Source organism: Peribacillus sp. NPDC006672, assembly GCF_050274955.1.
Lineage (GTDB): Bacteria > Bacillota > Bacilli > Bacillales > DSM-1321 > Peribacillus.
Genome location: NZ_JBNNOR010000005.1, coordinates 223,269 through 247,695, shown reverse-complemented (window position 1 = coordinate 247,695; position 24,427 = coordinate 223,269). Strand labels below are relative to the sequence as shown.

Sequence of the window (24,427 nt, the reverse complement as noted above, 5' to 3'; positions counted from 1 at the left end):
TTCCCCTTTTTCTAGTTAAGAGTGATCTTCTTTTTGTTTGGATTGACAATGGTCTGATTTTCGCCAATTAAGGTGATATCCGCTGTAACCGCTGAATTGCCAACTACTGCACCATCTTCTATAACACAATTGCTGGCTATGATGCTTCTTTCTATATGAACGTTTTCACCAATCGTAACATTAGGCATGATGACTGAATCTTTTATGGTCGCCCCATAGCCCACCTGTACATTATAGGATAAAACCGAATGTTCAATATTTCCATGTATCATGCACCCTTCATTGATAAGCGACTGACTAACCTCGGCATCTGGTGAGATATATTGCGGCGGGTGGTTTGCATTGCGCGCAAAAATTTTCCACTGCTGATCATCCAACTGGAAATTTGGCGTTTCCTCCAATAAATCCATATGGGCCTGCCAAAGGCTTTCGACCGTTCCAACATCTTTCCAATAATCATTAAAACGATAGGCATACAGCTTTTTTCGGTCTTCAAGCATCTTGGGAATGATGTTGCTACCGAAATCATTAGAAGAATTTGCATCTTTTTCATCGTTTATTAAATACCGTCTTAGGGTCTTCCAATTGAAAAGGTACACTCCCATTGATGCGAGATTACTCTTTGGATACTTTGGTTTTTCATCGAATTGGGTGACTTTATCATCATCATTGGTATTCATAATCCCAAAACGGCTTGCTTCCTGCCATGGCACTTGAATGACAGCTATGGTTGCCTCTGAATTTTTTTCGGTATGATAATCCAGCATCTTACTGTAATCCATCTTATAAATATGGTCACCGGAGAGTATCAGTACATGTTCCGGATCATAGTTATCAATGTATTGAATATTTTGATAAACGGCGTTGGCCGTCCCTTTATACCACTCACCGCCTTCTTTCCCTTGATAAGGGGGAAGAACGGAAACTCCGCCAACATCCAGATCTAGATCCCAAGCTTTGCCATTACCCACATAATCATTTAGAATCAATGGCTGGTATTGGGTCAGTACCCCAACCGTATCAATACCGGAATGAGTGCAGTTACTTAATGGAAAATCGATGATTCTATACTTACCGCCAAAGGGAACCGCTGGTTTTGCCAAACCGATTGTCAATTCACCTAACCTTGAACCCTGGCCTCCTGCCAATAACATAGCTATCCATTTTTTCGCTCCCATTATTCGTTCACTCTCCCCCGTCTTTTTTTTGTTTGCTTCATATAAATTGATATGCCTAAAGGAGGTACGGTTATTTCCATGCTGTATGGTTGATTATGACATGGTTCTTTTTTGACATTAATGGGTTCTTCATTGACCTGACCAGACCCTCCGAAAACTGCTGAATCACTGCTGAAGATTTCTATATATTTCCCCTGGGAAGGTACACCTATTTGATAATGAGCATGGGCCTGTGCAGAGAAATTACAGACAATAATACAATAATCACCTTTGCGTTTACCTTTTCTCATAAAGGTTATGATACTCTGAGTACTATTGTTTGGATCTATCCATTCAAATCCCTCCTGGACATGATCCAATCTCCATAGAGAGGAAGTTTGCCTATAAAATTCCTGTAGGGTACGGAAGTAATATGCCAGCTTTTCGTGAGATTCATATTTCAAAAGCAGCCAATCCAATTGTTCCTCATCTTTCCATTCTATGAACTGGCCAAATTCACCGCCCATAAAGAGAAGTTTCTTTCCAGGATGTGTCATGAAATACCCAAAGAGCAACCGTAAGTTTGCGAATTTCTGCCAATAGTCACCTGGCATCTTATTCAATAAAGACCTCTTGCCATGAACTACTTCATCATGTGAAAAGGGTAAGACGAAATTTTCTGAAAAAGCATAGAACAATGAAAATGTTAAGAGACTATGATGATTTGGCCTTTCATTCGTTTCAAGTTTCATATAACGAAGAATGTCGTTAGTCCATCCCATATTCCATTTGTAATTAAAGCCTAGGCCTCCGATATCGGTAGGTGATGTTATAAGCGGCCGGTCTGTTGCTTCTTCAGCCATCATTAATGCATTGGGATATTTCTTGAAAACCACCTCATTAAGTTTTTGCAAAAATTGTATGGCTTCTAGATTTTCCTCACCGCCAAACTGGTTTTTCAGCTTAATCGGCAAGGGATTATCATGATTTAAATAAACCATTGACGACACCGCATCGACACGGACCCCATCAATATGGTATACATCCATCCAAAACATCACATTTGATATAAGAAAACTGATTACTTCCGGTTTTGTAAAATCAAAATTGTATGTCCCCCATAATGGACGCTCTGCTCTAGTATGATCAATTGGTTCATAGAGTGGCGTACCGTCAAAACGGGAAAGTCCATGTGCATCTTTACAAAAATGGGCGGGAACCCAGTCAAGTATGACGCCAATGCCCTTTTGGTGGCAAAGGTTAATTAAATACTTAAAATCTTCCGGTGAACCGTAACGACTGGTAACGGAATAATAGCCCGTGACCTGGTATCCCCACGATTTATCAAATGGGTGTTCCATTATGGCCATAATTTCAATATGTGTAAAACTATTATCAATCACATAATCAACTAATCTATCAGCCAATTCACGGTACGAATAAAATACACCATCTTCTGTCTGTTTCCATGTTCCAGGGTGTACTTCATATATGGACATGGGTTTATGATAAATATTTTCCTTTTTCCTATCGGTTATCCACTTCGAATCTTCCCATTCAAAATTATCCAGCCTTTTAATGACCGAGGCTGTTTTTGGTCTGACTTCCGAATAGAAGGCATATGGATCGGCTTTTAGGATACGTTTATTTCCAGGCGTATGTATTTCGTATTTATAAAGTTCCCCTTCTTGAAGTCCTGGTACGAACAACACCCAGACACCTGAATGCTCGATCCGTTTCATCGAATGATCATTTCCGTCCCAATTATTAAAATTACCGACTACTGAAACTTGCTTGGCATGGGGGGCCCAAACGGCGAAGCGTACTCCTTCATTACCTAATGATGTTACAATATGTGCCCCAAGCATTTTATAGCTTTCATAAAGGGTGCCTTCATGAAACAAATATAAATCGAAATCGCTTGGATAATTCTCTTGTAGCTGGTCCATAATTGTACTCAATAAAACCCCTCCATCAGTATTAACTCGATAGTATTTTACCCATCGTTCCCCAGTTATTATATATATTCGGTGGAAATGATATTAATCCTTCAAATGGAGGTGAAGTTATTATAATAAATGCCCTTTTTTTGAAAATTAAAACATTTTTTAACAAACCATTTAATGTAAAAATGTTATCCCAATAAAAGCCCTCCCCATTTTATAGGAAAGAGCTTTAAGGAATCATGTAAGAATGCTTCATGTTACTTGTTCAGTTCGGATCATGTTAGTTTTCTTTAAGAATAAATATGATAAAGAGACTGACCATGCCAGGGGAGTATTCCTGTTCGGAATATTACTGCCTCCAATATATAACTCAGGGACTTCCCAATTTTCTGGAATGATCATTTTCGTTTTATCTGTATATTCCTTTACTTTGTTCATCATGCCAAGTTCAAGGTAGCATAAGCCCAACCATGGAAGGCCGAAACACCATTCCGCTTCCTGGCCTTCATTATAATAAAGGTCCTTTTCATATCGTATACAACCCTTTGTTCTTTCAAGGCGCCCTGTGACATTCTTCAATATTTTAAGGGCTATATCACGATCTACCAGTCGATAAGGATAAATTAAGGATAAAAGGGCTAGATCCGTTTCTTTTGAATAACTTTCCCTCGGGAGTAGGAAACGAAGGGTTTCTTCTCCCTTCATAATCAGTTCCTCCTTAACGTTGACCAGCATCTTGACTGAATTCAAACCAGCAACACATGCACCGATGCTTGAAGCATGAATTTCGATATTTTCTTCCCACATCCCGTTATCTTCCGACTGCCAATATTGCAGGCATTCCAAGTAATTGATCAACTTTTGAACGATTTGTAAATCACGCTGGTTTCTTATCACCTTTTTTCCATGCCTATATCCTTCTCCGACACCCCATAAAAAGGCACCTATCGCATCATTTTGGGCATGCCCCCACTCATCAGGCAGTTCTTCCAGTTCAGTGGAATACCGTGCATGGATATGTTCATAAAGATATTGGGGTTTCTGTTCAGTATGAATATCTATCTTCCACTCATAGGATTGAAATAAGTCGAATAAAGCATGATATGCTTTCTCATAACGATTGGATGGATCATTTATAAATGGCAGTACTGTATAAACGACATCCCTTATCCAGACATAATTATAATCATCGGAAACGCTTGCAGTATACGCGCCATTAGGAAGCCGCATGCGATCAAGAACCTCTAGGGCACCATTAACATTCATTAATTGAACACCTCCATAGTTATTTTTCTTATTCCCATTGTTGACAGACTCCCATTTTCTAAACGTTGGTTCATTCATTTTAAATTAGAAGACGCTTTCATTTCAGTTAACCAAAACGACTCTTCAGAAGTGATTACCATAGTTTATGTCATCACTGCCTTGTTTGATAATCAAGCTGACAATGTTCATTGAAAAGCGTTATTTGCCTAACCGAAATGAATTGAATTCAAATAGTTTCCTATAGTAAATGAAGTTATGTGAAATGAAAAACCAGTAATGGAAATCCATTACTGGTTATATCGGCCCATCCTTTAAATTTTTAGTACTTATTAAAAGAAAAAGCGTAATATCATCAAGGAAAGCACTCCAATCATAACCGTACCCAAGAGACTCCTCGTAAAAATGGCAACCAGGAAAGCAGGTAAAGCTGCGGCCAAATTCAATGCATTATCCTTAATTGAAAAGACCTGTTCCGATAATAGAAGCTCTTGAGCCAACAGCGCCGCCATTACAGCTACTGGCACATGCTTCAGCCAGTCAATGCCCCACTCAGGAATCTGCATTTTACTAAGCAGCATCAATGGAACGACTCTAGGTATGAAAGTTACAATCGAAGTCCCTATGATGACAACAAGGATATATCCACTTATTTCCATCTGCCGATCACCATCCCTATCGTTGAAGCTACTATCGTTGCTACTATGACGCCAGTACTGCCAGGAAAGAAGAAACTTACTGCAACAACGATTAAAATGCTGCTAAAAGCCACTGCAAGATCTATAAAAAAGGCTTTTTTACTTAAAATTTGCAAAACTAAAAGACCGATAAACATCGCTGGCAAGGCGAAGTCCATCCCATATTTTTCGGGATCAGGAATCCATTGTCCAAAGAAACCGCCGGCCATATTTGCAATGAACCAATTTAAATAGGCTGCAAGATTCAAACCAAGCATCCATTTAAAATCGAGCTGTTTCTTTTTCTGTGCTGATGTGACGGCCACTCCAAACGTTTCATCCGTTAATAGAGCTCCCGTTATCATATTTTGTTTCAAACTTTGATGCCTGAAATATGGAGCCAATGCAGCACTAAGTAAAAGATGACGACTGTTAACAAAAAAAATCGTAAAAATAATGGCCGATACTGGATGACTTGCAGCTATCATACCTGCCGCTATGAATTGTCCTGACCCTGCATAGAGTAAAAGCGACATAAGTGCCACTTCAATCATACTTAATCCTGACGTTTTTTCGACGACTCCTGCAGCAAAACCGATACTTAAATATCCCAATAATGTAGGTATACAATCCTTAACTCCTTGCCAAAAGCCTTCCCCTTCTTTAACTTCGGAAAAGCCACCACTTTTCCATTCAGCACTATCCTGACTCATCTGAATTCCACCCTTATTTTAATAAGTTCCTTCAATTTTCCCCCAGCTTGCCGAGCAGAATTGGCAATTCACTATATATTTCAATGATTTCTTCTATCCGCATTCTCACTAAACCGCTGGAAGAAGGTGCAACGAATTCCATTGTCCGCTTCGATGAAGGATCTCCTTGCAGCCCCCAAGAGATCTTTCGTAATTGACGATATTCCTGATAGACACCCTTGCCAACAAAACAGACAAGTTTAGGTTTATACTTTTCAATTTTCCTTTTTAGCTGTTTCCTTCCTTTTATGTACTCCTCTTTTGTGATTTCGTCAGCACCTTTTGTAGGCCTTGAAACGATATTGGTAAAACCATAACCTAAATCCAACAATGACGAGTCTTCAGTTGGGTGATATTTCCTTGGTGTCAGCCCTGACTCGAAGAGGATTTTCCAAAAACGATTGTTTGGATTCGCATAATGGTGGCCAGTCTCTCCTGACCGAATGCTTGGATTGAAACCAACAAACAATATATCCAGATTCTCCTTCAAATGATCGGCGATGCCTTCCATTGTAAAACTCCTTTTCATATCTTATATAAATATTGTACAAAACTGAAAAATATTTAACTACCTTTTCCGCCATTTTCACAAACTTATATCCAGAAACTTAACAACGATTTAAGTAGAATGAACCATGATAGCTTCATACTATAATGATAACCTAACAAATGGAATCTTGAAGACCTCTTGCTCCTCTTGAATTTAGTTGTCTTTTTTCACAGAAAGTAACATGAAACTAGGAAAAACTACAATCACGTCTCTTAATCGAATGAGTGAAGTTTAAGGAATCAAATGACCCCGACCAATTAACACAGCTCCTTTCATTTATTTTCCCTAATGAATAGAATGACTGATTAATATGATATACCTTTGCCTACAGTCGGATTGGACGAATCCGAGGGCATTTCAAACGAACAAAAAAACAGCCACCTGATAGATGGCTGCTTCTTCATATAACTTATTGTACGTTATCTACGCGAACATAATTAATCTGATCCAGTGGTATTGTAATGATATCTAAGTTACTTTCATAACCCGGAGCCGTTTCTGTTAATCGAATTATTTCATCGGTTACTTCATGTAACACTCCTACGAATAAATCACTGCTCGTAGCCACTTCAACCGTGTTCCCAATGTAATGTCTTAATTGTCTATAAAAAATACTAGCTAACAATGCATTCTCCTCCTTAAATAGGCTCTCTAACTGAATTGTGGGCGCTAAGCGGAACTAATACAACAGATCCAGCTGCTTCAGTAATTACGACATAATCATCTTCAATAGCACTTAATATTCCCGTTACCGGGGCAAAATCAGTGGATATCGTTACCGTTTTTCCTAGTAACCTTCTTAAAACCTTTTTCAAATCATGGAACGGATCTCCTGATGCACCTGGGGCTCCTGGGGCTCCATTTCTTCCCGTAGTTGTTTTACCATTTTCGATAAGCCATTTATAGTAGAGATAGTCGCAGGAATTCTTTTTATATTGCTTCTCACTGCTCATTTTTTTACCACCTTTTTTATTGTCTATTTTATTTCCCTCATCATTGTTCACTTCTTTATTTCCTTCATCCCCAATGCTTGGATTTCTTTTTTTCCTCTTCCTTTTGGCAACACTTCCCCTTCCTTTCATTAATACAGCACTGAACTCGTTGTCGATCGAAAATGTGAATCCTGGTATGGTTCCAACCGAAAATGAATTTCGATCTGAATTTGTGCTACTATTTTGCCAAGATTCGATCTCCTTGAATTCCGATCCATCAAAGGCGATTGGATTCCTTTGATGATCTTGACATTTTGCTGCACCTTTCTTATATCGCTTCAAAAGTAGTATATTGATGACTGGTCTTTTCGGCTTGGACTAAACAACCTTTTTTTAAAATTACTTGAATTATTTTTGAAGGTTTTATCAAATCCATGTCCATTTCTTTAATGGCTGAATATGATACAGTTGAGGTGATAACTATGACATATAGACAAATAAGGGAGTACATAAGCCTTGTAATCCCTTCATGCTACAAAACATCTGAACTGATCGAAGAATGTCCGGATACAAGGGCAAGACAAGAAACTTACCCATTTTTCAAATGTTCACTTCCTATTAATATTGTTTTTTCAGAAGCATTAATTAATGGTTATCATGGTAGAAGGGAACAATTTGATGCTGACGGTATTATTGATTGTGCCGTAAATGGGACGGATCAAGAGCCTATCTCATTCTTAAGACAAGAAATAAACACCGTTATTTCCCCATTTTCTTCAAATCAAATTAAACTTCTTTCATTTCCTGAATCAGATGAAGTTTCCCCTCGAGGGAAGATATCATGAAATCAATAAGAGTTCTGATGGTATTAGATACGATGGATGTAAGTGGAACGGAAACGCATGTTTTGAGTCTTGTGAAGGAATTACAGTCTAGAGGAATATATACAGCAGTTGTTACAGGGAACGGAAGTATGTTAAGTCGATTACGGGAAACGGGATGCAAAATTCATCAAATGAATTTTCCTAAAACATTAACAATCAATTCCGAGGCAGAATCTCTATTATTAAATAGTTTGGTAGATTTGTTACGAAAAGAACAAATTTCACTAGTGCACGGTCACCAGATTACATCCGGCAACATCTCTGCCAAGGCAGCGAAACTTTCAAACATTCCGTTTGTATTCACTCTTCACGGGACATACTTCCCTGAATCCGATATAAAAAGAGTCTTACGGATTACAGATGCCGCAGTTGCGGTTAGTGAACCGGTAAAAAAACATATTCAGCCATTTTTCCCTAAGAATATTTCAATAATTGCAAATGGTATTGATACAACCGATTTTTCCCCTTCCCCTTCATTGGAATTAAGGAAAAAAATGAATATTCCTCCGAAAGCTAAAGTAATTCTTTACTGCAGCAGGATTACTCGACATAAAGCAAAAATCTGCATGCTTTTAATCAAAGCCTGCAGGGATTTGAAATTAAAGGATATTCCCAACCTTCATGTGATCATCGTAGGCAACGGAAGCCAACTAAAGGATATTAAGAATGTGGCAGCAAGTATCCACTCTTTGTGTAAGGAAGATTTCATTCATTTCACCGGGGAACAAAAAAATGTGAAAGACTATTATGGGCTTGCAGACTATGTTGTAGGTACTGGCAGGGTCGCTTTGGAAGCAATGGCATGCGAAAGACCCGTTATTTCGTGTGGAAATCTCGGATACTTTGGGGCGGTGAATAGTAATAACTTTCAACAAGCGTGGGAATGCTACTTTGGGGATCATGCTGCAAAACAGGCCTGCAGCCAGGCCATTATTTATCGGGACTTACGTAACCTCCATCAATCAAGTATTGGGGTTCAAACAGGCAGGGATTTAAGAAAATTGGTATTGGAACATTTCGATAGTAAAAAAAATATATTACCGCTTATTGAATTATATGAAAGCATAATTCAATCATTTGAACAGCAGCAGGCCATAAATTAATGGTTCTGCTGCTGTTTTCAAATATAAAACTCTCACAATGATAAAGATGGTCTAAGATTGGGGTTGCTTCTTATTTTTTGCTAGGAGAATAAAACTACATAGATATTAGGGGCATAAGTCTCTCGATTTTTAAGACAACTAAAAAGCGTATACTTAATGGACACAGCTTTGGGCCCTGGGAACTGATAGAGTCTATAACTAGGATCTAGAACATTAATATAATCGCAACTCATGTTAACTTAAGGCAAATCCCTTCTATGAAATGAATGGGAAGACAGTCACATCAACAGTGCAGAGAATGTAATCGTATCGTAAATCCTCTTTTCATACCGAAAATGCATTTTTTCATCGAATGACTTTAATGACCTTTTCATATTAGGTAACTGAATTTCCTTTTGTGTACATCAACCTTTGCCTAACTCGGGAATTAGGAAACATTCTGCTGTTGTTGTTCGATATGATTCTCTTTTCTTGCTGTGGACATCTTATTGATGGTAAGTAGAATTCCTGAAAGCCATATAATCACGATGCCTGTATAGGTATATATATGAGCTTCAATCGGAATCCATGTAGCTAATAGGGTTCGTATATTGATTAAGATAATGAAACCACCTACTAAAACACCCATTAATTGAGCAGGTAGCATCCTGACGAGCCAGGCCGCAATTGGTGCCGCAACCACTCCGCCAATAATCAACGCGGCCACCCAAAGCCAATTGACCGCTTCCCATCCAAGAGAAAGGATAAAACCAAGACTTCCGAAGAAAGCAATGGCAAATTCACTCGTATCTACTGTTCCTACGGCTTTCCTTGCTGTCATTCCTTTTTTTGACAATAAAACAGGGGTTGCAATCGGGCCCCATCCACCTCCGCCTGTTGCATCACAAAAGCCTGCAAAAAGGCCCAACGGAATGGATTGTTTTGCGGTTAATGGCCTTACCGTTTCATTTTCCTTTGACGGTTTAAAAATAAATAAAAAGCGGAATAAAACGTACACACCGAGGCCAAATAAAAATATGGCAATATACGGTTTAGCTAATTCGGCAGGAAGGTTGCTTAAGAAACATGCACCTACAAATGCACCCACCGAACCTGGAATGATCAAGCGATAAACCATATTTTTATCCACGTTCCCAAACTTTATATGTGAAGCTCCGGACACTGCTGTGGTCACTACTTCCGATAAATGAACGGATGCCGATGCTACGGCAGGGGCAATCCCGAATGTCAACAATAAGGAAGTGGAACTCACCCCATACCCCATTCCAAGTGAACCATCTATTAATTGGGCTAAAAACCCGATAAAGGCTAAAACAATTAACTTTTTCATGACCTTCCCCTTTTTCAATAAAATAGAACCTTGATAACATCAACCCGACAGACGGTTACAGTTGCCTGAATAGATCATTCAAATTTCTTTTAAGACACGAAGAGGCACCTAACCAAAATGAAATGACATGTTGGTTAGGTGCCTTCAGTTTTTCTGATCAGCAATGATTTTCTTATTCAGCTTCTACTGGCAAAAGCCTAGCTAAAAAACGATATCTTTCTTTTAGGGAATATTTATAAACATCCTCTATTGACTCTTTCAACAACTTAGATTTTGCCTCTTTTGAAAATGAACTCTTCTTAATAATCATCCTTGCCTCAAAAAGGAATTCAAGATACTCTTCATATGACTCATCATATACTTCCCCTAAGTCATTCCGGATTTTTTTTGCCAGTTTTGGACTTGCTCCATTGGTAGAAACACTTATGGAAAGCATGCCTCTATTCAATGTAGCCGGAATATGAAAATTACCAAGCTCATGATTACTAATTACGTTTACTAACTGATTTTGAGATGTATTCTCATAAACTCGTTCGTTAACTAATGTAGAGTTTGTTGCAACTATGATTAAAAAGGCATCTTTATAGTCGGTTTCTTCCACTTCTTTTAGTAAAACCCGAACCTTTCCTTCTTTTTCCAACAGTTGAAATCCCTCGCATATCTCAGGGCTTATGACGGTCACTTCAGCACCAGCTTCCAACAAGGGGCCGGCTTTAAAGTAACCTATTTTCCCACCGCCGATAATGACACACTTCCTGTTCGCGATATTAAGCGTAATTGGATACATAAGCTCCCTCCCCACTCACTTCATGAATTCGTTCTGATATTGCATATTCAATCTTTGGATGATAACCAAGGTAACGGCAAAGTATGATTTTTTGCCTTTCCTTTTTTTGGATCTTTTTCAACCTAGTTTCGATTGACTTCATTAAGATACCGGTAAACAATAGGTAAGGTATGATAAAAACTTGGTTTGGTCGAGATTCCTCAGCAAAATCCAACGCTTCTTCAAAGCTTGGTGAGGCAGCTGTCAAATAACATTCCTGCACCCGGCTTTTTGGAAACCTGTTACTAAGCAAATCCGCTAATCGGCCTAAATCCCTTTTCACATCGGGATCACTGCTGCCCCTTCCGACCAATAAAAGCAAAGAATCCTCAGCAACCCGTTCTTTTGTTTCTTCCAACCGTTCCACTAAAATGTCAACCATTTTATCACTGACACCAATCGGTCTTCCGTATCTCAAGTCAACTGCAGGGAACCGTTTTTTCATTTTGTTCAATATGACTGGTATATCATATTTTGCATGTACAGCAGTCAGCAATAGAACTGGAATAGCGATGATCTTCTTCGCTCCTTTTTGTACACACCGTTCGTAGGCGTCTTCTATCGTAGGCGTTTCCAATTCTAAGAAGCAATACTCCTGAATGGAATTTGGCTGTGCTGCCATACAAACTTTAATAAAGTCAATGGCTTGGGCTGAAGCTTCTTTAACGCGGCTACCATGGCAAATGTATAAAATGGCTTCCATTAAAATGCCTCATTTGCCAACAAATTTTCGGCTTGTTTTGCTTCAAACCATTTAATTTTTTCACGTAAATTAACGACATCGCCCACGACTATCATGCAAGGGTTCGAAATCTGTTCGTTTATGGCCGTATCCACTACATTAGCCAAGGTACTGACAGCTGTCCTTTGCGTTTTCAAAGTCCCCCAATGGATGAGGGCTACCGGAGTCTCTGGACTTTTTCCATGCTCCATAAGTTTCCCTTGAATATATGGCAGGTTTTTAACACCCATGTAAATGGCTATTGTATCGATTCCTTTGGCAAGGGCTTCCCACTTGATATTATCCTCTTCATCCTTTTTCCGATGACCGGTGACGATCGCAAAAGATGAAGCGTGGTCCCTATGTGTAACTGGAATTCCTGCATAGGCTGTAGCGGCAATTCCAGCTGTAATTCCTGGTACAATTTCAAAGCTCACTCCACTTGTGGCAAGGGCTTCCGCTTCCTCTCCGCCTCTACCGAAGACGAATGGATCGCCACCTTTCAATCGGGTGACTACTTTTCCCTTTTTTGCATATTTGATCAGGAAACGATTGATGGTATCTTGCTGTAACAAATGGTAATCCGGCAGTTTACCGCAATTAATCAACTCTACATCGGCTTTTGCATAATTTAATAGATCTTTGTTGACAAGTCGATCATATAAAATGACATCAGCTTCTTGAATGCATTTTAATCCTTTTAAAGTAATTAAATCTGGATCTCCGGGACCGGCTCCTACTAGATATACTTTCCCCATTTTTGAAACCTGCCTTCCCTTAGAGAATTGTTTCGTATTTCGATAAAACGAAACCAGCTCCATTATTAATTTTCCTTTTTTCGTATAATGAGATGTCATCTACCTCAGGCATTTTCAAATAATGCTTTTCCAACTCGATATCAACAAGCTGAAACGCCTTTTCATCTGAATCGGCAACAATGATGACATGGATTGGCTCTTCCTTGATAGTGACTTCAAATCTGTATAGATTCATGGATTGCTTACCTTCCCCTTTTAAACGGCCACTTCGGCCATTATATCATCAAGCTTACTTTGTAACTCTGCTATTCCTACCCGTTCCACAAAATCAAGGAAGGTTTCGGATAGAAGCTTTGTTTCTTTGAAAAATAGGATCAGTTCTTTCAGAACATGATAGAGCTGTTCAGCTTCCACTTTTCCTTTAAGTTTTTCATTGAACTTCCCGCCTTCATTCAGCGTTCCTCCGACGTATATTTCAAAAGCCTCAACCATCTTTTTGTCCTGGTTTTTCATTTTTATGCCTTGGAGCCCAATTTCTGCAATAGCTCTTTGACCGCAATTATTAGGACAACCTACCATATGAATCCTTACAGGCACATCGAGATCTATTTCCTTGTCCAGTGTTACAGAAATGGTTCTCATCCGTTTTTTTGTTTCAACTAGTGCCAAATTGCAATACTCGATGCCTGTACAAGAAACGGAATAACCAATGAATTTTTTTGGTTGATATGGAAATCTTTCAAAGATGGATTCTTGTTTTAATTCCTCAAGTTTTGCATCCGGCACATTTGGAATGATCAGATTTTGCGAATTACAGTTGCGGATTTCACCATTTCCATATTTTTTAGCAAGTTCGGCAAACTCAATCACTTCGTCAGGATTTAGACGACCAACGGGAATATTGACTCCAACATAGTTCAGACCATCTTGTTTTTGTTTATGGATGCCATAGAAATATCCTGCATTCCATCCCTTCACAGCACTTTCTCCCTTTTCAGGAAGCGGCCCCGTGTATTCCAGCAATTTTTCCTTGAATTGTTCAGGACCCCAGTCAGCCACAAGGAATTTCAATCGGGAGCGATGACGCTTTTCACGGTAGCCAAAGTCACGGAATATGGTCGTGATGGCTACTGCTACTTCCACTGTTTTTTCAGGTGAAATGAATAAGTCAAGTTCTTCTGCCAGCATCGGAACGGAGGACAGCCCACCGCCCACTTTTACGTGAAAGCCAACTTCTGTTACTCCATCAATTTCTTTTGTAGCGGGATTGAATGAAACACAGTTGATTTCAGCATTGGAAGCATTATGGATATTAGCACTAATGGACATTTTATATTTCCTTGGAAGGTTCGAATAGTCTTCGTTAAGGCGGAAATATTCAAATACATCATTAAGGACCTCACGTGTATCAAAAATTTCGTCAGGATCGATGCCAGCTAATGCATTCCCGATGATATTACGTGTGATATCACCACATGCACCCGCCGTAGTCAGTCCAACCTGTTCTAAACGGTTTAAGATATCCGGGACTTGTTCAATGGTTAACCAGTGAAATTGAATAGCTTGACGGGTTGTAATATCATATACATCCCTCCCATAATCTTTAGCGATGTTAGCTAGGGTTATCTGTTGATCATAAGTGAGGATTCCTCCGGGAATAACGACACGCATCATCCAGTAACCAGCTTCTTTTGGCCGCTGCAGGTAAAGACCTGCCCACTTGAACATATCCCAATTCTCTTTAGGGATGGAATCAAAACCATTTGCTGCGTAATGTGGAATATCATCGAATATCTTCAATCCGTCTTTTTCCAGTTTCCAGATTTCCGTTTTATTTTTAGCGATTAGTGGATTTTCCGACCAAAATTTCTCATAAACCATAACATTTCCTCCTTGATTAGATCGCTTTCTTTGCTGTCAAATAGCCGATTACCTGTTCAACGCACTCTTCAATGCTGTATCGGTCGGATTCTAAAATGATTTCCGGTTGTTCTGGTTCTTCGTAAGGAGAGTCGATTCCGGTAAAATCTTTAATGATTCCTTTACGCGCCTTGTCATAAAGACCTTTTGGATCACGCACTTCGCACTCTTCGATCGGACACTTTATGTATACTTCAATAAACTCCCCTTCTTCGAGTAGATCACGTACAATCTGCCGATCTGCCCTGAATGGGGATATGAAGGCGGTCAATACGAACTGCCCGCTATCCACGAATAACTTGGAAACCTCACCAATCCGCCTAATATTCTCGGTTCGATCCTCTTCAGAAAAACCTAAATCTTTGTTTAAACCATGGCGGATATTATCACCATCCAAAACATAACTTCGAATATTCCGATTATATAACTCTTTTGCGACCGCGTTAGCAATCGTTGATTTTCCGGATCCCGAGAGCCCTGTAAACCATAGAACAGTGCTTTCATGCCCGTTTTGCTTCCGACGGAGCTCCTTGGTCAATGACGTTTCATGCCAAGTGACATTCGTACTTTTACTCATATTATAATCCCCCTCTTCATGTGATCCTTCAATTTGTGACCATTCAGTTAAAAACTTCATTCTTTTTCAGACCTTCGATCAATACCTCGATGACTTCTTTGCGGCTAAAGGTAGCTGGAGGAATTTCTCCATTACGCAACATTTCCCTTACCTTCGTTCCGGACAGGATGACATGGTCTTCCTTTCCATGCGGACAAGTTTTAGCTGAAGCCATATTGCCACATGCTTTACAGTAAAAACTATGTTCAAAGAATAATAGCGTGATCCCTAACTCATCTGCGTTAAAATTCCCAAAGATCTTTTGAGCATCATATGTACCATAATAATCGCCCACACCCGCATGATCACGTCCGACGATAAAATGGGTGCAACCATAATTTTTACGAACCATCGCATGGAAAATGGCTTCCCTTGGTCCTGCATAACGCATGGCAGCAGGGAAAACCGCAAGGGAGACACGATTCTTGGGATAATATTTTTCAAGCAGCACTTTATAGCTCTCCATTCGTACATCTGCCGGAATGTCATCGGATTTAGTGGCCCCTACAAGAGGGTTTAAGAATAAGCCATCGACAATCTCCAACGCTGTCTTTTGAATGTATTCATGCGCACGGTGAACCGGGTTCCTCGTTTGGAATCCGACAACCGTTTCCCAGCCTTTTTCAGCAAAAGCTTTCCTTGTCTCAACTGGGTCCAAATAATGAGCTTGAAATAGCGGACGCTCTATTCTCTTAATCAACTTTATTTCCCCGCCGACATATACATCGCCGCGGTTATATAAATTTTTCACTCCAGGATGCTTCTCATCATCAGTTTGATATACTAATGTCGCTTCCAATTGCTTATCTGGAGTGTAAATATCGGAAACGGATAGAACCCCATATGTTTCACCTTCATGAGTCAACGTTACTTCTTCACCTATAGTAAGGGTTTCTGCAGCTTCTTCAGTCAAAGGCAGCGTAATCGGGATGCTCCAAACATGGCCGCTGTTAAGCCTCATATCCTTGACAACTGCCTCATAGTCACTTTTCGTAAAGAATCCTTTAATCGGACTGTAGGCACCAGTGCCAATCAATTCAAGGTCACTTAATGCTATTTCATCAATTTCGATTGACTTTGTTATTTTACTAAAATCATATTTTGGTTCCCAAAGATCGATTAATGTTCCTCCGTGCGGTAGACTGATTGTCATGCTAATTTCCCCCTATGATTTCTATTTATTTTAAGATAAATGCAATCCGCATTCTGTTTTTTGCGCTCCTTGCCAACGCCCTGAGCGTAAGTCATCGGCATTGATGGCGGGTGCCGTACACGTTTTACAGCCAATGCTCGGATATCCATTATCATGCAGGATATTATATGGAAGTCCATTTTTGTGAGCATAACGCCAAACATCTTTCCATGTCCAATGAATGAGTGGACATATTTTAATCGATTTGAACTTATTATCCTTGTTGATATACTCGGTCAGAGCTCTTGTTTCGGATTGCTCCCTCCGCAGTCCCGAAAGCCAGGCTGTTGCATTTGAAAGCACATCAGTAAGCGGAATTATTTTTCGAATGTTACAACACTTATTGGAATCACTAAGCCATAATTCATCCCCATATTCCGCTGCTTGTTCCTCAAGCGTCAAGGCAGGTTTCTTCATTTCGATCGAAAGCTTTGGATATCGCTTTTTCACTTGATCGATCAGTTGGTAAGTTTCCTCGAAATGTACATCAGTATCCAGAAAAACAATTTTTGCCGAAGGGTTGACCTTCGCTAATAAATCCGTAAGCACAATTCCTTCAATACCAAAACTACAGGCATAAATGAGTTTGTTTCCATATTGTTCATTCGCCCATTGCAGAACTTCCAAAGCACCTTTTGTCTCACTATCTTCAGGAAATATAGGTAAATCCCCGGTGTTGAAATTTTCATAATTTATTAATGCAGCCAACTTTATTGCCCCCTCTAAGAACTTGCTCTATCTTTCACAGGTTAGAGTAACTGTGGATCAATACCCGTTGTATTCTTCTCGAGTTTATATAAGCTTAGGAAAAAGAGACGAATCTAACCAATACTCTCTTTATATCAGTTAAACCCGCCTCTAGTTTTTCTAGTCAGCAGATACCTTATTTAATTCTTAGTTTTTCATTTCTTTCCATTTGAATGATTTTACCATCTTGAACAATAAGTGTAATGGATCCATATTTCATTGAATTAAGCATTTCTTGAAGTCGTTCAAATATTTCTACAAGCTGATTCTCTTTATCCAAACCTGTTCCCCCTTTAAGAAATTCCGTGAATATCTTATTTTCGACGCTGATTAATGAATTTCTTAAATTTATATAATTCCAAACAACCTTACATTGTTATGGTTTGCCAATGATTTTTTCGAAAAACAAAAATCTTTCCATAATAGAAAGATTCCAAGGTAAATATTCATTACCTTATCTTCCAAAATGATCAACATTTTGTTGGAGGTAGCACCTTGCATATCATGCAGGTTGCTGGACTTCAAAGGGCCAATTCCCTCCGTCACTCTGGATAAGTTTTATTATTTTAAATATTAACACATATTAAATCCTTGTCAATGGAGTTTTCTTATAAAATAACTTGGTTTAATATAATGGATGAACTGTTATTTTTATACACACTATTCCATTTATGATTTTATGTTCATTTAAATACGAAAATAGACTCGTTTTTTTAGATAAAGTCTCCAAAAAAATGAGCCTATTTTCATTAATTAGCCTATTATTGACGTCTAGCATTATTTAAAAAAATAATTATTCGAATTCCAGTCCTTTTGTTGAAGTCGCTGCAGTCTTAATTTCTTAATTGAATCGCTTCTACAAATTCCTGAACCTGACTTTGAACTCGATCAACTAAATTCAAATCATTTATCGGGTTTTCTGAATTCTGTTTATCTATTTCCTTATCCACAAAATATATGCCCTGCAACGGCTCGCCTTTCAATATTGAAATTAATGGTTTAAGCGCATAGTCAATCGCCAGTAAATGCCTGTTACTTCCGCCAATCATAATTGGCAGTACTGGCTTTCCCTTAAAAGCCCCTTCTGGCAGCAAATCAATCAAGGCTTTCAATACACCTGTATATGAGGCCTTATATACTGGTGAACCAATAATAATTCCTCTAGCTTCTTGAATTTTTTCTGAAAGCTTTAAAATATCTTCGCTATTATACCTCCCCTCGAATAAATCATCTGCTGAGAAATCCGTAATTGAGTAATAAGTTGTGGTAAATCCTTCGTTTTCAACTAAAGATTGAATATGTTTTAGTGATATGTCCGTTCTTGATGGAACCGCTGGACTTCCTGATAAAATTACGATTTCGCTCATTATAAATCCCCTCCATGTAACATGATTTCCAGATAAGATCCTCATAATGTCATATCATGCAGTATGCATTTATCGTAATAGTCTGAAAAATATAAGTCAAATCTTACACTCGGTTTATTTAATTCACAAATTGACTTCGTCAACAAGAATGATCGCTTCCCATTAAAAATAAAACGGTCATATTTACGGCTTGATGTTCATGCCTTTAATATGACCGTTACATTATGTATGATTTTTTTTTCCATGTATACCATAAACCAAAAGTTGAGCAATGCTCTTAATTCGCTCAGCAGTAAAATATGGTTCCTTTTTCTGTTGATGAATCTCATAATGAGTGGATAATGCCAATGTGAAAGAAATGATCCCTACATTAAATAGGATAATATCAGAAATATAGTGTATCTCTCCGCTATCTATTCTCTTTTGTATTTCTACATGTCTGGCATTCGCCTTGAAAATCTGATCCACATATTGCTTTGAAATATCTTGATCGAATTGCGTTTCCCGAAATAATATCGAAAACTGTTCTTTATTTTCCAGAATTTTGTTTATCATGGTGCAAACATGATTCTCTACAAGATCATCCGTAGATAGATAGCTAGTCCCGTCTTCAGACTCCTCTTTTTCATTAGGAGTAATTGTTGCCAGAAGCAAATCTTTTTTGCTTTCAAAGTATTTATAAATAGTAGCTTCGGAAACATTGCATGCAGAGGCAATTTCATTCGTTCTTGTCATGTCAAAACCTTTGGTGGCAAAAAGCGTCCGGGCTATATTTATGATTCGTTCTTTGGTTTGCTGCCCTTTTTTCAAAAATATCAACCTTCTTTTATAAAGATAAGACCGGTTTCACCAATCTATTTTCCATGATATCTCGATGGTGCTAATCGGTCAATATTACCTTTGATCTATAGAAATCAATATTCCCATATATCATATGTAGAAAACATCGTCTGAATGCGACGATGTTTTCTTTTTCAGAAAATCATTTAAAAGATGCATAGCCATCATCAACCATGACTACACTTCCATTGATTGCATCCGCTTCTTCCAAAGATAATAGATAGACAGCATTTGCGATTGCTTCTGGTTTAATTAATTTACCGCGCATTTGACTTGCATTCAATTTATCGATGATTCCCATATCTTTATAGCCTTGTATGATAGGAGTGTCAACACCGCCTGGTGCAATACCCACTACGCGTATTCCGTAAGCACCCAATTCCAAAGCAGCTGTCTGTGTCATCATCCTTACGGCGCCTTTAGACGCCTGATAGGCGAAAGTCCCGTGAGAAGCTAAGTAGCCAAACACAGAGGCTGTATTTATAATGACACCATTGTTACCTAGTTCCTTCATTTTTCGTGCTGCTGCCATGATTCCAAAGGCCACGCCGTGCTGGTTCACTCCAATCGTTTTGAAGTACCCTTCCATATCTTGATCGAGGATCATCCCACCACCCCCGATGCCGGCATTATTAAACATGACATCGATCCTTCCGTATGCTTCCACCGCTTTATTGATTAACGCTTCAACATCTTCATGCTTAGAAACATCCGTTTTTACATAAATGGCCTCTCCGCCATCCGCTATAATCCGTTCAACGGTTTCCTGTCCCATTTCATCATTAAAATCCGCAACAACGACCTTGTCCCCTTTTGCTGCGAATTTCAAGCATGTTGCTCGGCCAATTCCGCTTGCTCCTCCTGTAATAACTGCAACTCTTGCTGTCATATACATTCCCCTTTCAATGCCAAAATAAATATGTGAGTAAATACTTACTTATTTATTATAGGACTAAAGAATAGTAAATTCAAGCAATATATTATTTTAATCGCTTTCAGTCAATAGCGCATAAAATAGGAGTATTAAAACTTGAGGTGATGACGATGCTTTCGAAACATCATTCTATTCAGCGAGATCAACTTGAAATGATTACTTTGGATCAACTGGTGCCAGCGAACCATTTGGTTCGTAAAATTGAGGCGACCATTGACTTCACTTTCATTTATGACTTGGTGGAAGATATGTATTCAGAGGAGATAGGGCGCCCAAGTATTGATTCAGTTATTTTAGTTAAACTGACATTCATTCAATATACCAGCTTATAAAACACCGACGATTACAAGTTATCTATTTGTTACCTTTGCCAAAATCGGGCGGGATTTTAAAGTACTCAACAACAAATAAAGAGGGCTATTGCGAGCACAAATCACCCAAACACATTTGTGTGACATGTCCATTTTTATCAAAGTGTACCGAAAGTAAAGACCATCAAAAAGTAGTGACACGTCATATTTGGCAAGATTAATAGAAGAAGCAGATCATTTACGTCATCATCAAGATGTAAAACCTATCTATGCGAAACGTAAGAAACGATTGAGCGTGTTTTCGCAGATGCAAAAGAAAAGCATGGCATGCGTTGGACTACTTTAAGGGGACTTAAAAAATTGTCGATGCAGGCGATGCTTACTTTCGCTGCCATGAATGTAAAGAAGATGGCCAATTGGACATGGCAAAGTCCAAGAATGGCTTAATATAGAGGACTCGTAGAGGCCCAATCTCTTAATCTCAAAATTCAAAGGGGATTTCAAAAGGGGTCCGGAATTAAACATTCCGAACCCCTTTTGTCTACAAACTGAGCTGTCCTAATAATAGGACAGCTTCATTTTGTTTAACAGGTTTTCAATTCTTCTTTAATTATGGATGTCTTCACCATTTCTATGAAAAGTTGCAAGAAACGATCATCCCCTGTTAATTCTGGATGAAAAGCACTGACAAGGACATGTTTTTGTCTCGCAGCCACAACATTCTCTTCATAAACAGCCAATATCTCCACATCTTTTCCAATTCCATCCGCGAATGGCGCTCGGATGAAAACTGCCTTAAAAGGTTCTTCCAGTCCTTTGATTGATAGTTCGGCCTCGAAACTATCCCTTTGGCGTCCAAATCCGTTTCTTTTCACGGAAATGTCCATTAGTTCAAGATAGGCCTTCTCATCACCAGTCAATTCTTTGGCCGCCAATACCATCCCTGCACATGTACCGAAAATAGGTTTTTTATGTTCGAAGAAAGTTTTAATCGGTTCCAAAAATCCGTATCGATCCATTAGCTTTCTCATCGTAGTGCTTTCTCCACCTGGAATGATTAAGCCATCGATTTCATGCAACTGTTCGGGTTTTTTTACTAATATTGCTTGTTGGCCGGCAGCTTTGATTTGGTTCAAGTGTTCTTCGACTGCACCCTGTAATCCCAAAACACCGATAGTTATCATATTACCATCCACGTTCCTGCATCCGTTCTGCTGGAGCTAGTTTAGAAATATCAATTCCTTTCATTGCACTGCCCAACTCTTTGGACAACCGACCAATCAATTCATAATCGGTGAAATATGTAGTAGCTTGAACGATTGCCGATGCGAATTTTTCTGGATTCTCCGATTTAAAAATACCAGATCCCACGAATACGCCATCTGCTCCCAATTCCATCATAAGTGCTGCATCTGCTGGAGTGGCAATTCCGCCAGCTGCAAAATTAACTACAGGCAGTTTTCCTGTCCGTTTGATTTCTCTTAAAATTTCGAAAGGGGCACCGATATTTTTTGCTTCAGTCATTAATTCATCATCACTCATGATGCTCACTTTACGAATTTGGGACTGTACCTTTCTCATATGACGCACAGCTTCCACAATATTACCCGTACCTGGTTCTCCTTTTGTACGAAGCATCGATGCTCCTTCGCCAATGCGGCGTGAAGCTTCGCCTAGATCACGGCAACCACAAACGAATGGAACGGTGAAATCACTTTTTAAAATATGATATTCTTCATCGGCAGGAGTCAGCACTTCACTTTCATCAATATAATCCACTCCCATGGATTCCAAAATCCTTGATTCAACAATATGGCCAATCCTTGCTTTAGCCATGACCGGGATGGATACAGCATTCATTACTTCCTCAACAATTCGCGGATCTGCCATTCTTGCTACCCCGCCAGCCGCACGGATGTCGGAAGGAACTCTTTCCAATGCCATGACAGCGACAGCACCTGATGCTTCAGCGATTTTTGCTTGTTCTGCATTAATGACGTCCATGATTACGCCACCCTTTTGCATTTGTGCCATTCCTCTTTTTACTGTGTCAGTTCCTAATAATTTTTCCATTTCTCTTCCTCCTAATATTTGCATTTTTTAGATTTGTTAGATTTAGTATAGAAAATAGTTGACCGCATTGAAAGTGTCAGTTTTAATAAACTTAATGGGTTCAGCATAAATTTTTCTAAAAGGTGGAAACAAAATGAATATGCTTTCTTGTGATTTAAATCGGTTAAGTGAAGTACCTTTGTACGAACAATTATATTCATATATTAAAAAAGAAATCATTGATGGCCGTCTTCTTTACGGTACAAAGCTGCCTTCCAAACGGAAATTGGCAGAGTTCCTTCAAATAAGTCAAAATACTGTCGAGACTGCATATGAACAATTGACTGCTGAAGGATACGTTGAAGTCATACCACGAAAAGGGTACTATATTCAAACATTCGAGGATTTAGAGTATACACAAACTAACCAAGTATCCTTGGAACAAATCAATCATAAAGAAGGGGAATTGCTTTATCATTTTCATCCCAGCCAAATTGACACGGAACACTTCCCGTTTGAAAAATGGAGAAAATACACGAAAAGCAAAATCGATGAATCGCATCAAGATCTTCTTTTACTGGGGGATTCTCAAGGGGAATATGAATTACGATGTGAAATTGCCCATTATTTGTATCATGCACGCGGTGTACAATGTGTTCCCGAACAGATCATCATTGGTGCAGGAATGGAAATTTTATTGCAGCAGCTTGTCCTTCTTTTCGATAAAAATGCCATCTATGGTGTTGAAGATCCAGGGTATCACTTGATTCACCGGATTTTACGCAGCTACCCAAATGAAGTCCATCCACTTCAAATTGATGAAGAAGGCGTAAAAGTGAACCAAATTGAAGATTCAAAGATCGACGTCGTGTATGTCACTCCCTCACATCACTTCCCCAATGGGACGATCCTATCCGTTAACAGACGGACGCGATTGTTGAATTGGGCTCAAGGGGCAGCTAACCGCTATATTATCGAAGACGATTATGATAGTGAATTTCGTTATAGTGGAAAAACAATTCCTTCATTACAAAGTATGGATGCTGGTGATAAGGTGGTTTATTTAGGGTCATTTTCAAAATCATTGATGCCATCAATTCGGATCAGTTATATGGTTCTTCCCGCTCCATTGTTACAAATGCATCAACAGGAATTATCTTTTTACCATTCAACCGTTTCTCGGATTGATCAACATGTATTGACACAGTTCATGAAAGAAGGGGATTTCGAAAAGCATTTGAATCGGATGAGAAAAGTTTACCGGCGCAAGTTGGATAAAGTGATCGATCTGTTTAAACCCCATCAACAAATAAAAATCATTGGAGAGCGGTCAGGATTGCATATCGTCCTCATCGTTAAGAACGGCATGGATGAACAGACACTTATTCAAAAGGCAAACGAAGATCAAATTAAAATTTATGGACTTTCCACATATTCAATCGAAAAAATTGACGAAAATCCTCCAAAAATTATATTGGGCTTCGCGGGGATTCCTGAAGATGAATTGGAAAAGGCCATTCACCTTTTATTGAAATCATGGGGTTTATAA

The 24,427-nt window shown here is 39.0% G+C and carries 26 protein-coding genes, 2 pseudogenes and 1 riboswitch; of the genes and pseudogenes, 5 read left to right on the top strand and 23 right to left on the bottom strand.

Annotated features, from left to right (window positions below):
• Positions 1–11 precede the first annotated feature (11 nt).
• The 8 genes from ACQKKK_RS10625 to ACQKKK_RS10590 form a co-directional block, all read right to left on the bottom strand.
• A complete protein-coding gene (locus ACQKKK_RS10625) occupies positions 12–1,178 on the bottom strand; it encodes a glucose-1-phosphate adenylyltransferase (protein ID WP_427616130.1) in 1,167 nt (388 codons plus the stop codon).
• Positions 1,178–3,106 (bottom strand): 1,4-alpha-glucan branching protein GlgB, encoded by a 1,929-nt coding sequence (gene glgB / locus ACQKKK_RS10620; protein WP_427616217.1) that lies wholly within the window; start codon positions 3,104–3,106, stop codon positions 1,178–1,180. Before glgB ends, ACQKKK_RS10625 begins: the two co-directional genes overlap by 1 nt.
• Positions 3,107–3,355: 249 nt before the next feature.
• The gene (locus ACQKKK_RS10615) at positions 3,356–4,369 is read right to left on the bottom strand and encodes a glycoside hydrolase family 15 protein (protein ID WP_427616129.1); all 1,014 of its coding nucleotides are present in this window, start codon (positions 4,367–4,369) and stop codon (positions 3,356–3,358) included.
• Positions 4,370–4,698: 329 nt separating this feature from the next.
• Positions 4,699–5,025, bottom strand: a complete 327-nt coding sequence (locus ACQKKK_RS10610; RefSeq protein ID WP_125162687.1) for an AzlD domain-containing protein — start codon at positions 5,023–5,025, stop codon at positions 4,699–4,701.
• Positions 5,016–5,756, bottom strand: a complete 741-nt coding sequence (locus tag ACQKKK_RS10605) for an AzlC family ABC transporter permease (RefSeq protein WP_427616127.1) — start codon at positions 5,754–5,756, stop codon at positions 5,016–5,018. The genes ACQKKK_RS10610 and ACQKKK_RS10605 overlap by 10 nt, the downstream gene beginning before the upstream one ends.
• 31 nt (positions 5,757–5,787) lie before the next feature.
• Positions 5,788–6,306, bottom strand: coding sequence for a mismatch-specific DNA-glycosylase (locus tag ACQKKK_RS10600; protein WP_427616126.1), 519 nt, complete (start codon positions 6,304–6,306; stop codon positions 5,788–5,790).
• Positions 6,307–6,754: 448 nt separating this feature from the next.
• The gene (locus ACQKKK_RS10595; RefSeq protein ID WP_427616124.1) at positions 6,755–6,970 is read right to left on the bottom strand and encodes a hypothetical protein; all 216 of its coding nucleotides are present in this window, start codon (positions 6,968–6,970) and stop codon (positions 6,755–6,757) included.
• 13 nt (positions 6,971–6,983) lie between these two features.
• A complete protein-coding gene (locus tag ACQKKK_RS10590) occupies positions 6,984–7,619 on the bottom strand; it encodes a hypothetical protein (RefSeq protein ID WP_427616123.1) in 636 nt (211 codons plus the stop codon).
• A gap of 92 nt (positions 7,620–7,711) precedes the next feature.
• Between ACQKKK_RS10590 and ACQKKK_RS10585 the strand changes: the two genes are divergently transcribed.
• Positions 7,712–8,122, top strand: a complete 411-nt coding sequence (locus tag ACQKKK_RS10585) for a hypothetical protein (protein ID WP_427616122.1) — start codon at positions 7,712–7,714, stop codon at positions 8,120–8,122.
• Positions 8,119–9,264 (top strand): glycosyltransferase, encoded by a 1,146-nt coding sequence (locus ACQKKK_RS10580; RefSeq protein WP_427616121.1) that lies wholly within the window; start codon positions 8,119–8,121, stop codon positions 9,262–9,264. Before ACQKKK_RS10585 ends, ACQKKK_RS10580 begins: the two co-directional genes overlap by 4 nt.
• A 427-nt stretch (positions 9,265–9,691) precedes the next feature.
• Here the strand turns inward: ACQKKK_RS10580 and ACQKKK_RS10575 are convergent, their stop codons facing one another.
• The 13 genes from ACQKKK_RS10575 to ACQKKK_RS10515 all read right to left on the bottom strand — a co-directional run bounded on the left by ACQKKK_RS10575 (position 9,692) and on the right by ACQKKK_RS10515 (position 20,470).
• On the bottom strand, positions 9,692–10,594 hold the full coding sequence (locus tag ACQKKK_RS10575) for a sulfite exporter TauE/SafE family protein (RefSeq protein ID WP_427616120.1): 903 nt from the start codon (positions 10,592–10,594) through the stop codon (positions 9,692–9,694).
• Between the two features lie 172 nt (positions 10,595–10,766).
• On the bottom strand, positions 10,767–11,381 hold the full coding sequence (locus tag ACQKKK_RS10570) for an NAD(P)-binding protein (protein ID WP_427616118.1): 615 nt from the start codon (positions 11,379–11,381) through the stop codon (positions 10,767–10,769).
• Positions 11,362–12,123, bottom strand: coding sequence for a sirohydrochlorin chelatase (locus ACQKKK_RS10565; protein ID WP_427616116.1), 762 nt, complete (start codon positions 12,121–12,123; stop codon positions 11,362–11,364). Before ACQKKK_RS10565 ends, ACQKKK_RS10570 begins: the two co-directional genes overlap by 20 nt.
• Complete coding sequence (gene cobA, locus ACQKKK_RS10560) at positions 12,123–12,899, bottom strand: uroporphyrinogen-III C-methyltransferase (protein WP_427616114.1); 777 nt, start codon at positions 12,897–12,899, stop codon at positions 12,123–12,125. Before cobA ends, ACQKKK_RS10565 begins: the two co-directional genes overlap by 1 nt.
• A 19-nt stretch (positions 12,900–12,918) precedes the next feature.
• Positions 12,919–13,134, bottom strand: a complete 216-nt coding sequence (locus ACQKKK_RS10555; RefSeq protein WP_427616112.1) for a DUF3906 family protein — start codon at positions 13,132–13,134, stop codon at positions 12,919–12,921.
• Between the two features lie 20 nt (positions 13,135–13,154).
• Entirely contained in the window at positions 13,155–14,780 is a 1,626-nt protein-coding gene (locus ACQKKK_RS10550; RefSeq protein ID WP_427616110.1) for a nitrite/sulfite reductase, read from the bottom strand.
• Positions 14,781–14,796: 16 nt separating this feature from the next.
• Positions 14,797–15,396: an adenylyl-sulfate kinase gene (cysC, locus tag ACQKKK_RS10545; RefSeq protein WP_377397090.1), complete on the bottom strand. Its 600-nt coding sequence runs from the start codon at positions 15,394–15,396 to the stop codon at positions 14,797–14,799.
• Between the two features lie 43 nt (positions 15,397–15,439).
• A complete protein-coding gene (sat, locus tag ACQKKK_RS10540) occupies positions 15,440–16,588 on the bottom strand; it encodes a sulfate adenylyltransferase (RefSeq protein WP_427616108.1) in 1,149 nt (382 codons plus the stop codon).
• A 30-nt stretch (positions 16,589–16,618) separates the two neighbouring features.
• Positions 16,619–17,323 carry a phosphoadenylyl-sulfate reductase gene (locus tag ACQKKK_RS10535; RefSeq protein WP_427616216.1) on the bottom strand — a complete coding sequence of 235 codons (705 nt, stop codon included), beginning with the start codon at positions 17,321–17,323 and terminating at the stop codon, positions 16,619–16,621.
• A gap of 187 nt (positions 17,324–17,510) precedes the next feature.
• Positions 17,511–17,627: a YezD family protein gene (locus tag ACQKKK_RS10530; protein WP_375166291.1), complete on the bottom strand. Its 117-nt coding sequence runs from the start codon at positions 17,625–17,627 to the stop codon at positions 17,511–17,513.
• A 198-nt stretch (positions 17,628–17,825) separates the two neighbouring features.
• Positions 17,826–17,932: riboswitch (SAM riboswitch) on the bottom strand.
• Between the two features lie 275 nt (positions 17,933–18,207).
• Positions 18,208–18,741 carry an NADPH-dependent FMN reductase gene (gene ssuE, locus ACQKKK_RS10525; RefSeq protein WP_427616107.1) on the bottom strand — a complete coding sequence of 178 codons (534 nt, stop codon included), beginning with the start codon at positions 18,739–18,741 and terminating at the stop codon, positions 18,208–18,210.
• Between the two features lie 222 nt (positions 18,742–18,963).
• Complete coding sequence (locus tag ACQKKK_RS10520) at positions 18,964–19,551, bottom strand: TetR/AcrR family transcriptional regulator (RefSeq protein WP_427616106.1); 588 nt, start codon at positions 19,549–19,551, stop codon at positions 18,964–18,966.
• 172 nt (positions 19,552–19,723) lie between these two features.
• The gene (locus ACQKKK_RS10515) at positions 19,724–20,470 is read right to left on the bottom strand and encodes an SDR family NAD(P)-dependent oxidoreductase (protein ID WP_427616105.1); all 747 of its coding nucleotides are present in this window, start codon (positions 20,468–20,470) and stop codon (positions 19,724–19,726) included.
• A gap of 155 nt (positions 20,471–20,625) precedes the next feature.
• On the opposite strand from ACQKKK_RS10515, the pseudogene ACQKKK_RS10510 reads away from it, so the two are divergent.
• Both ACQKKK_RS10510 and ACQKKK_RS10505 read left to right on the top strand, forming a co-directional pair.
• A pseudogene (locus ACQKKK_RS10510) lies at positions 20,626–20,832 on the top strand (IS5/IS1182 family transposase); the annotation flags it as partial.
• A gap of 42 nt (positions 20,833–20,874) precedes the next feature.
• Positions 20,875–21,273: pseudogene (locus ACQKKK_RS10505) on the top strand (transposase); the annotation flags it as partial.
• A gap of 137 nt (positions 21,274–21,410) precedes the next feature.
• Here the strand turns inward: ACQKKK_RS10505 and pdxT are convergent.
• Together pdxT and pdxS are read right to left on the bottom strand one after the other, a co-directional pair.
• Positions 21,411–22,010, bottom strand: coding sequence for a pyridoxal 5'-phosphate synthase glutaminase subunit PdxT (gene pdxT, locus ACQKKK_RS10500; RefSeq protein WP_427616104.1), 600 nt, complete (start codon positions 22,008–22,010; stop codon positions 21,411–21,413).
• Position 22,011: 1 nt separating this feature from the next.
• On the bottom strand, positions 22,012–22,899 hold the full coding sequence (gene pdxS, locus ACQKKK_RS10495) for a pyridoxal 5'-phosphate synthase lyase subunit PdxS (RefSeq protein WP_089364659.1): 888 nt from the start codon (positions 22,897–22,899) through the stop codon (positions 22,012–22,014).
• A 133-nt stretch (positions 22,900–23,032) separates the two neighbouring features.
• Here pdxS and ACQKKK_RS10490 point away from each other — a divergent pair, with 133 nt between their 5' ends.
• Entirely contained in the window at positions 23,033–24,427 is a 1,395-nt protein-coding gene (locus tag ACQKKK_RS10490; RefSeq protein WP_427616102.1) for a PLP-dependent aminotransferase family protein, read from the top strand.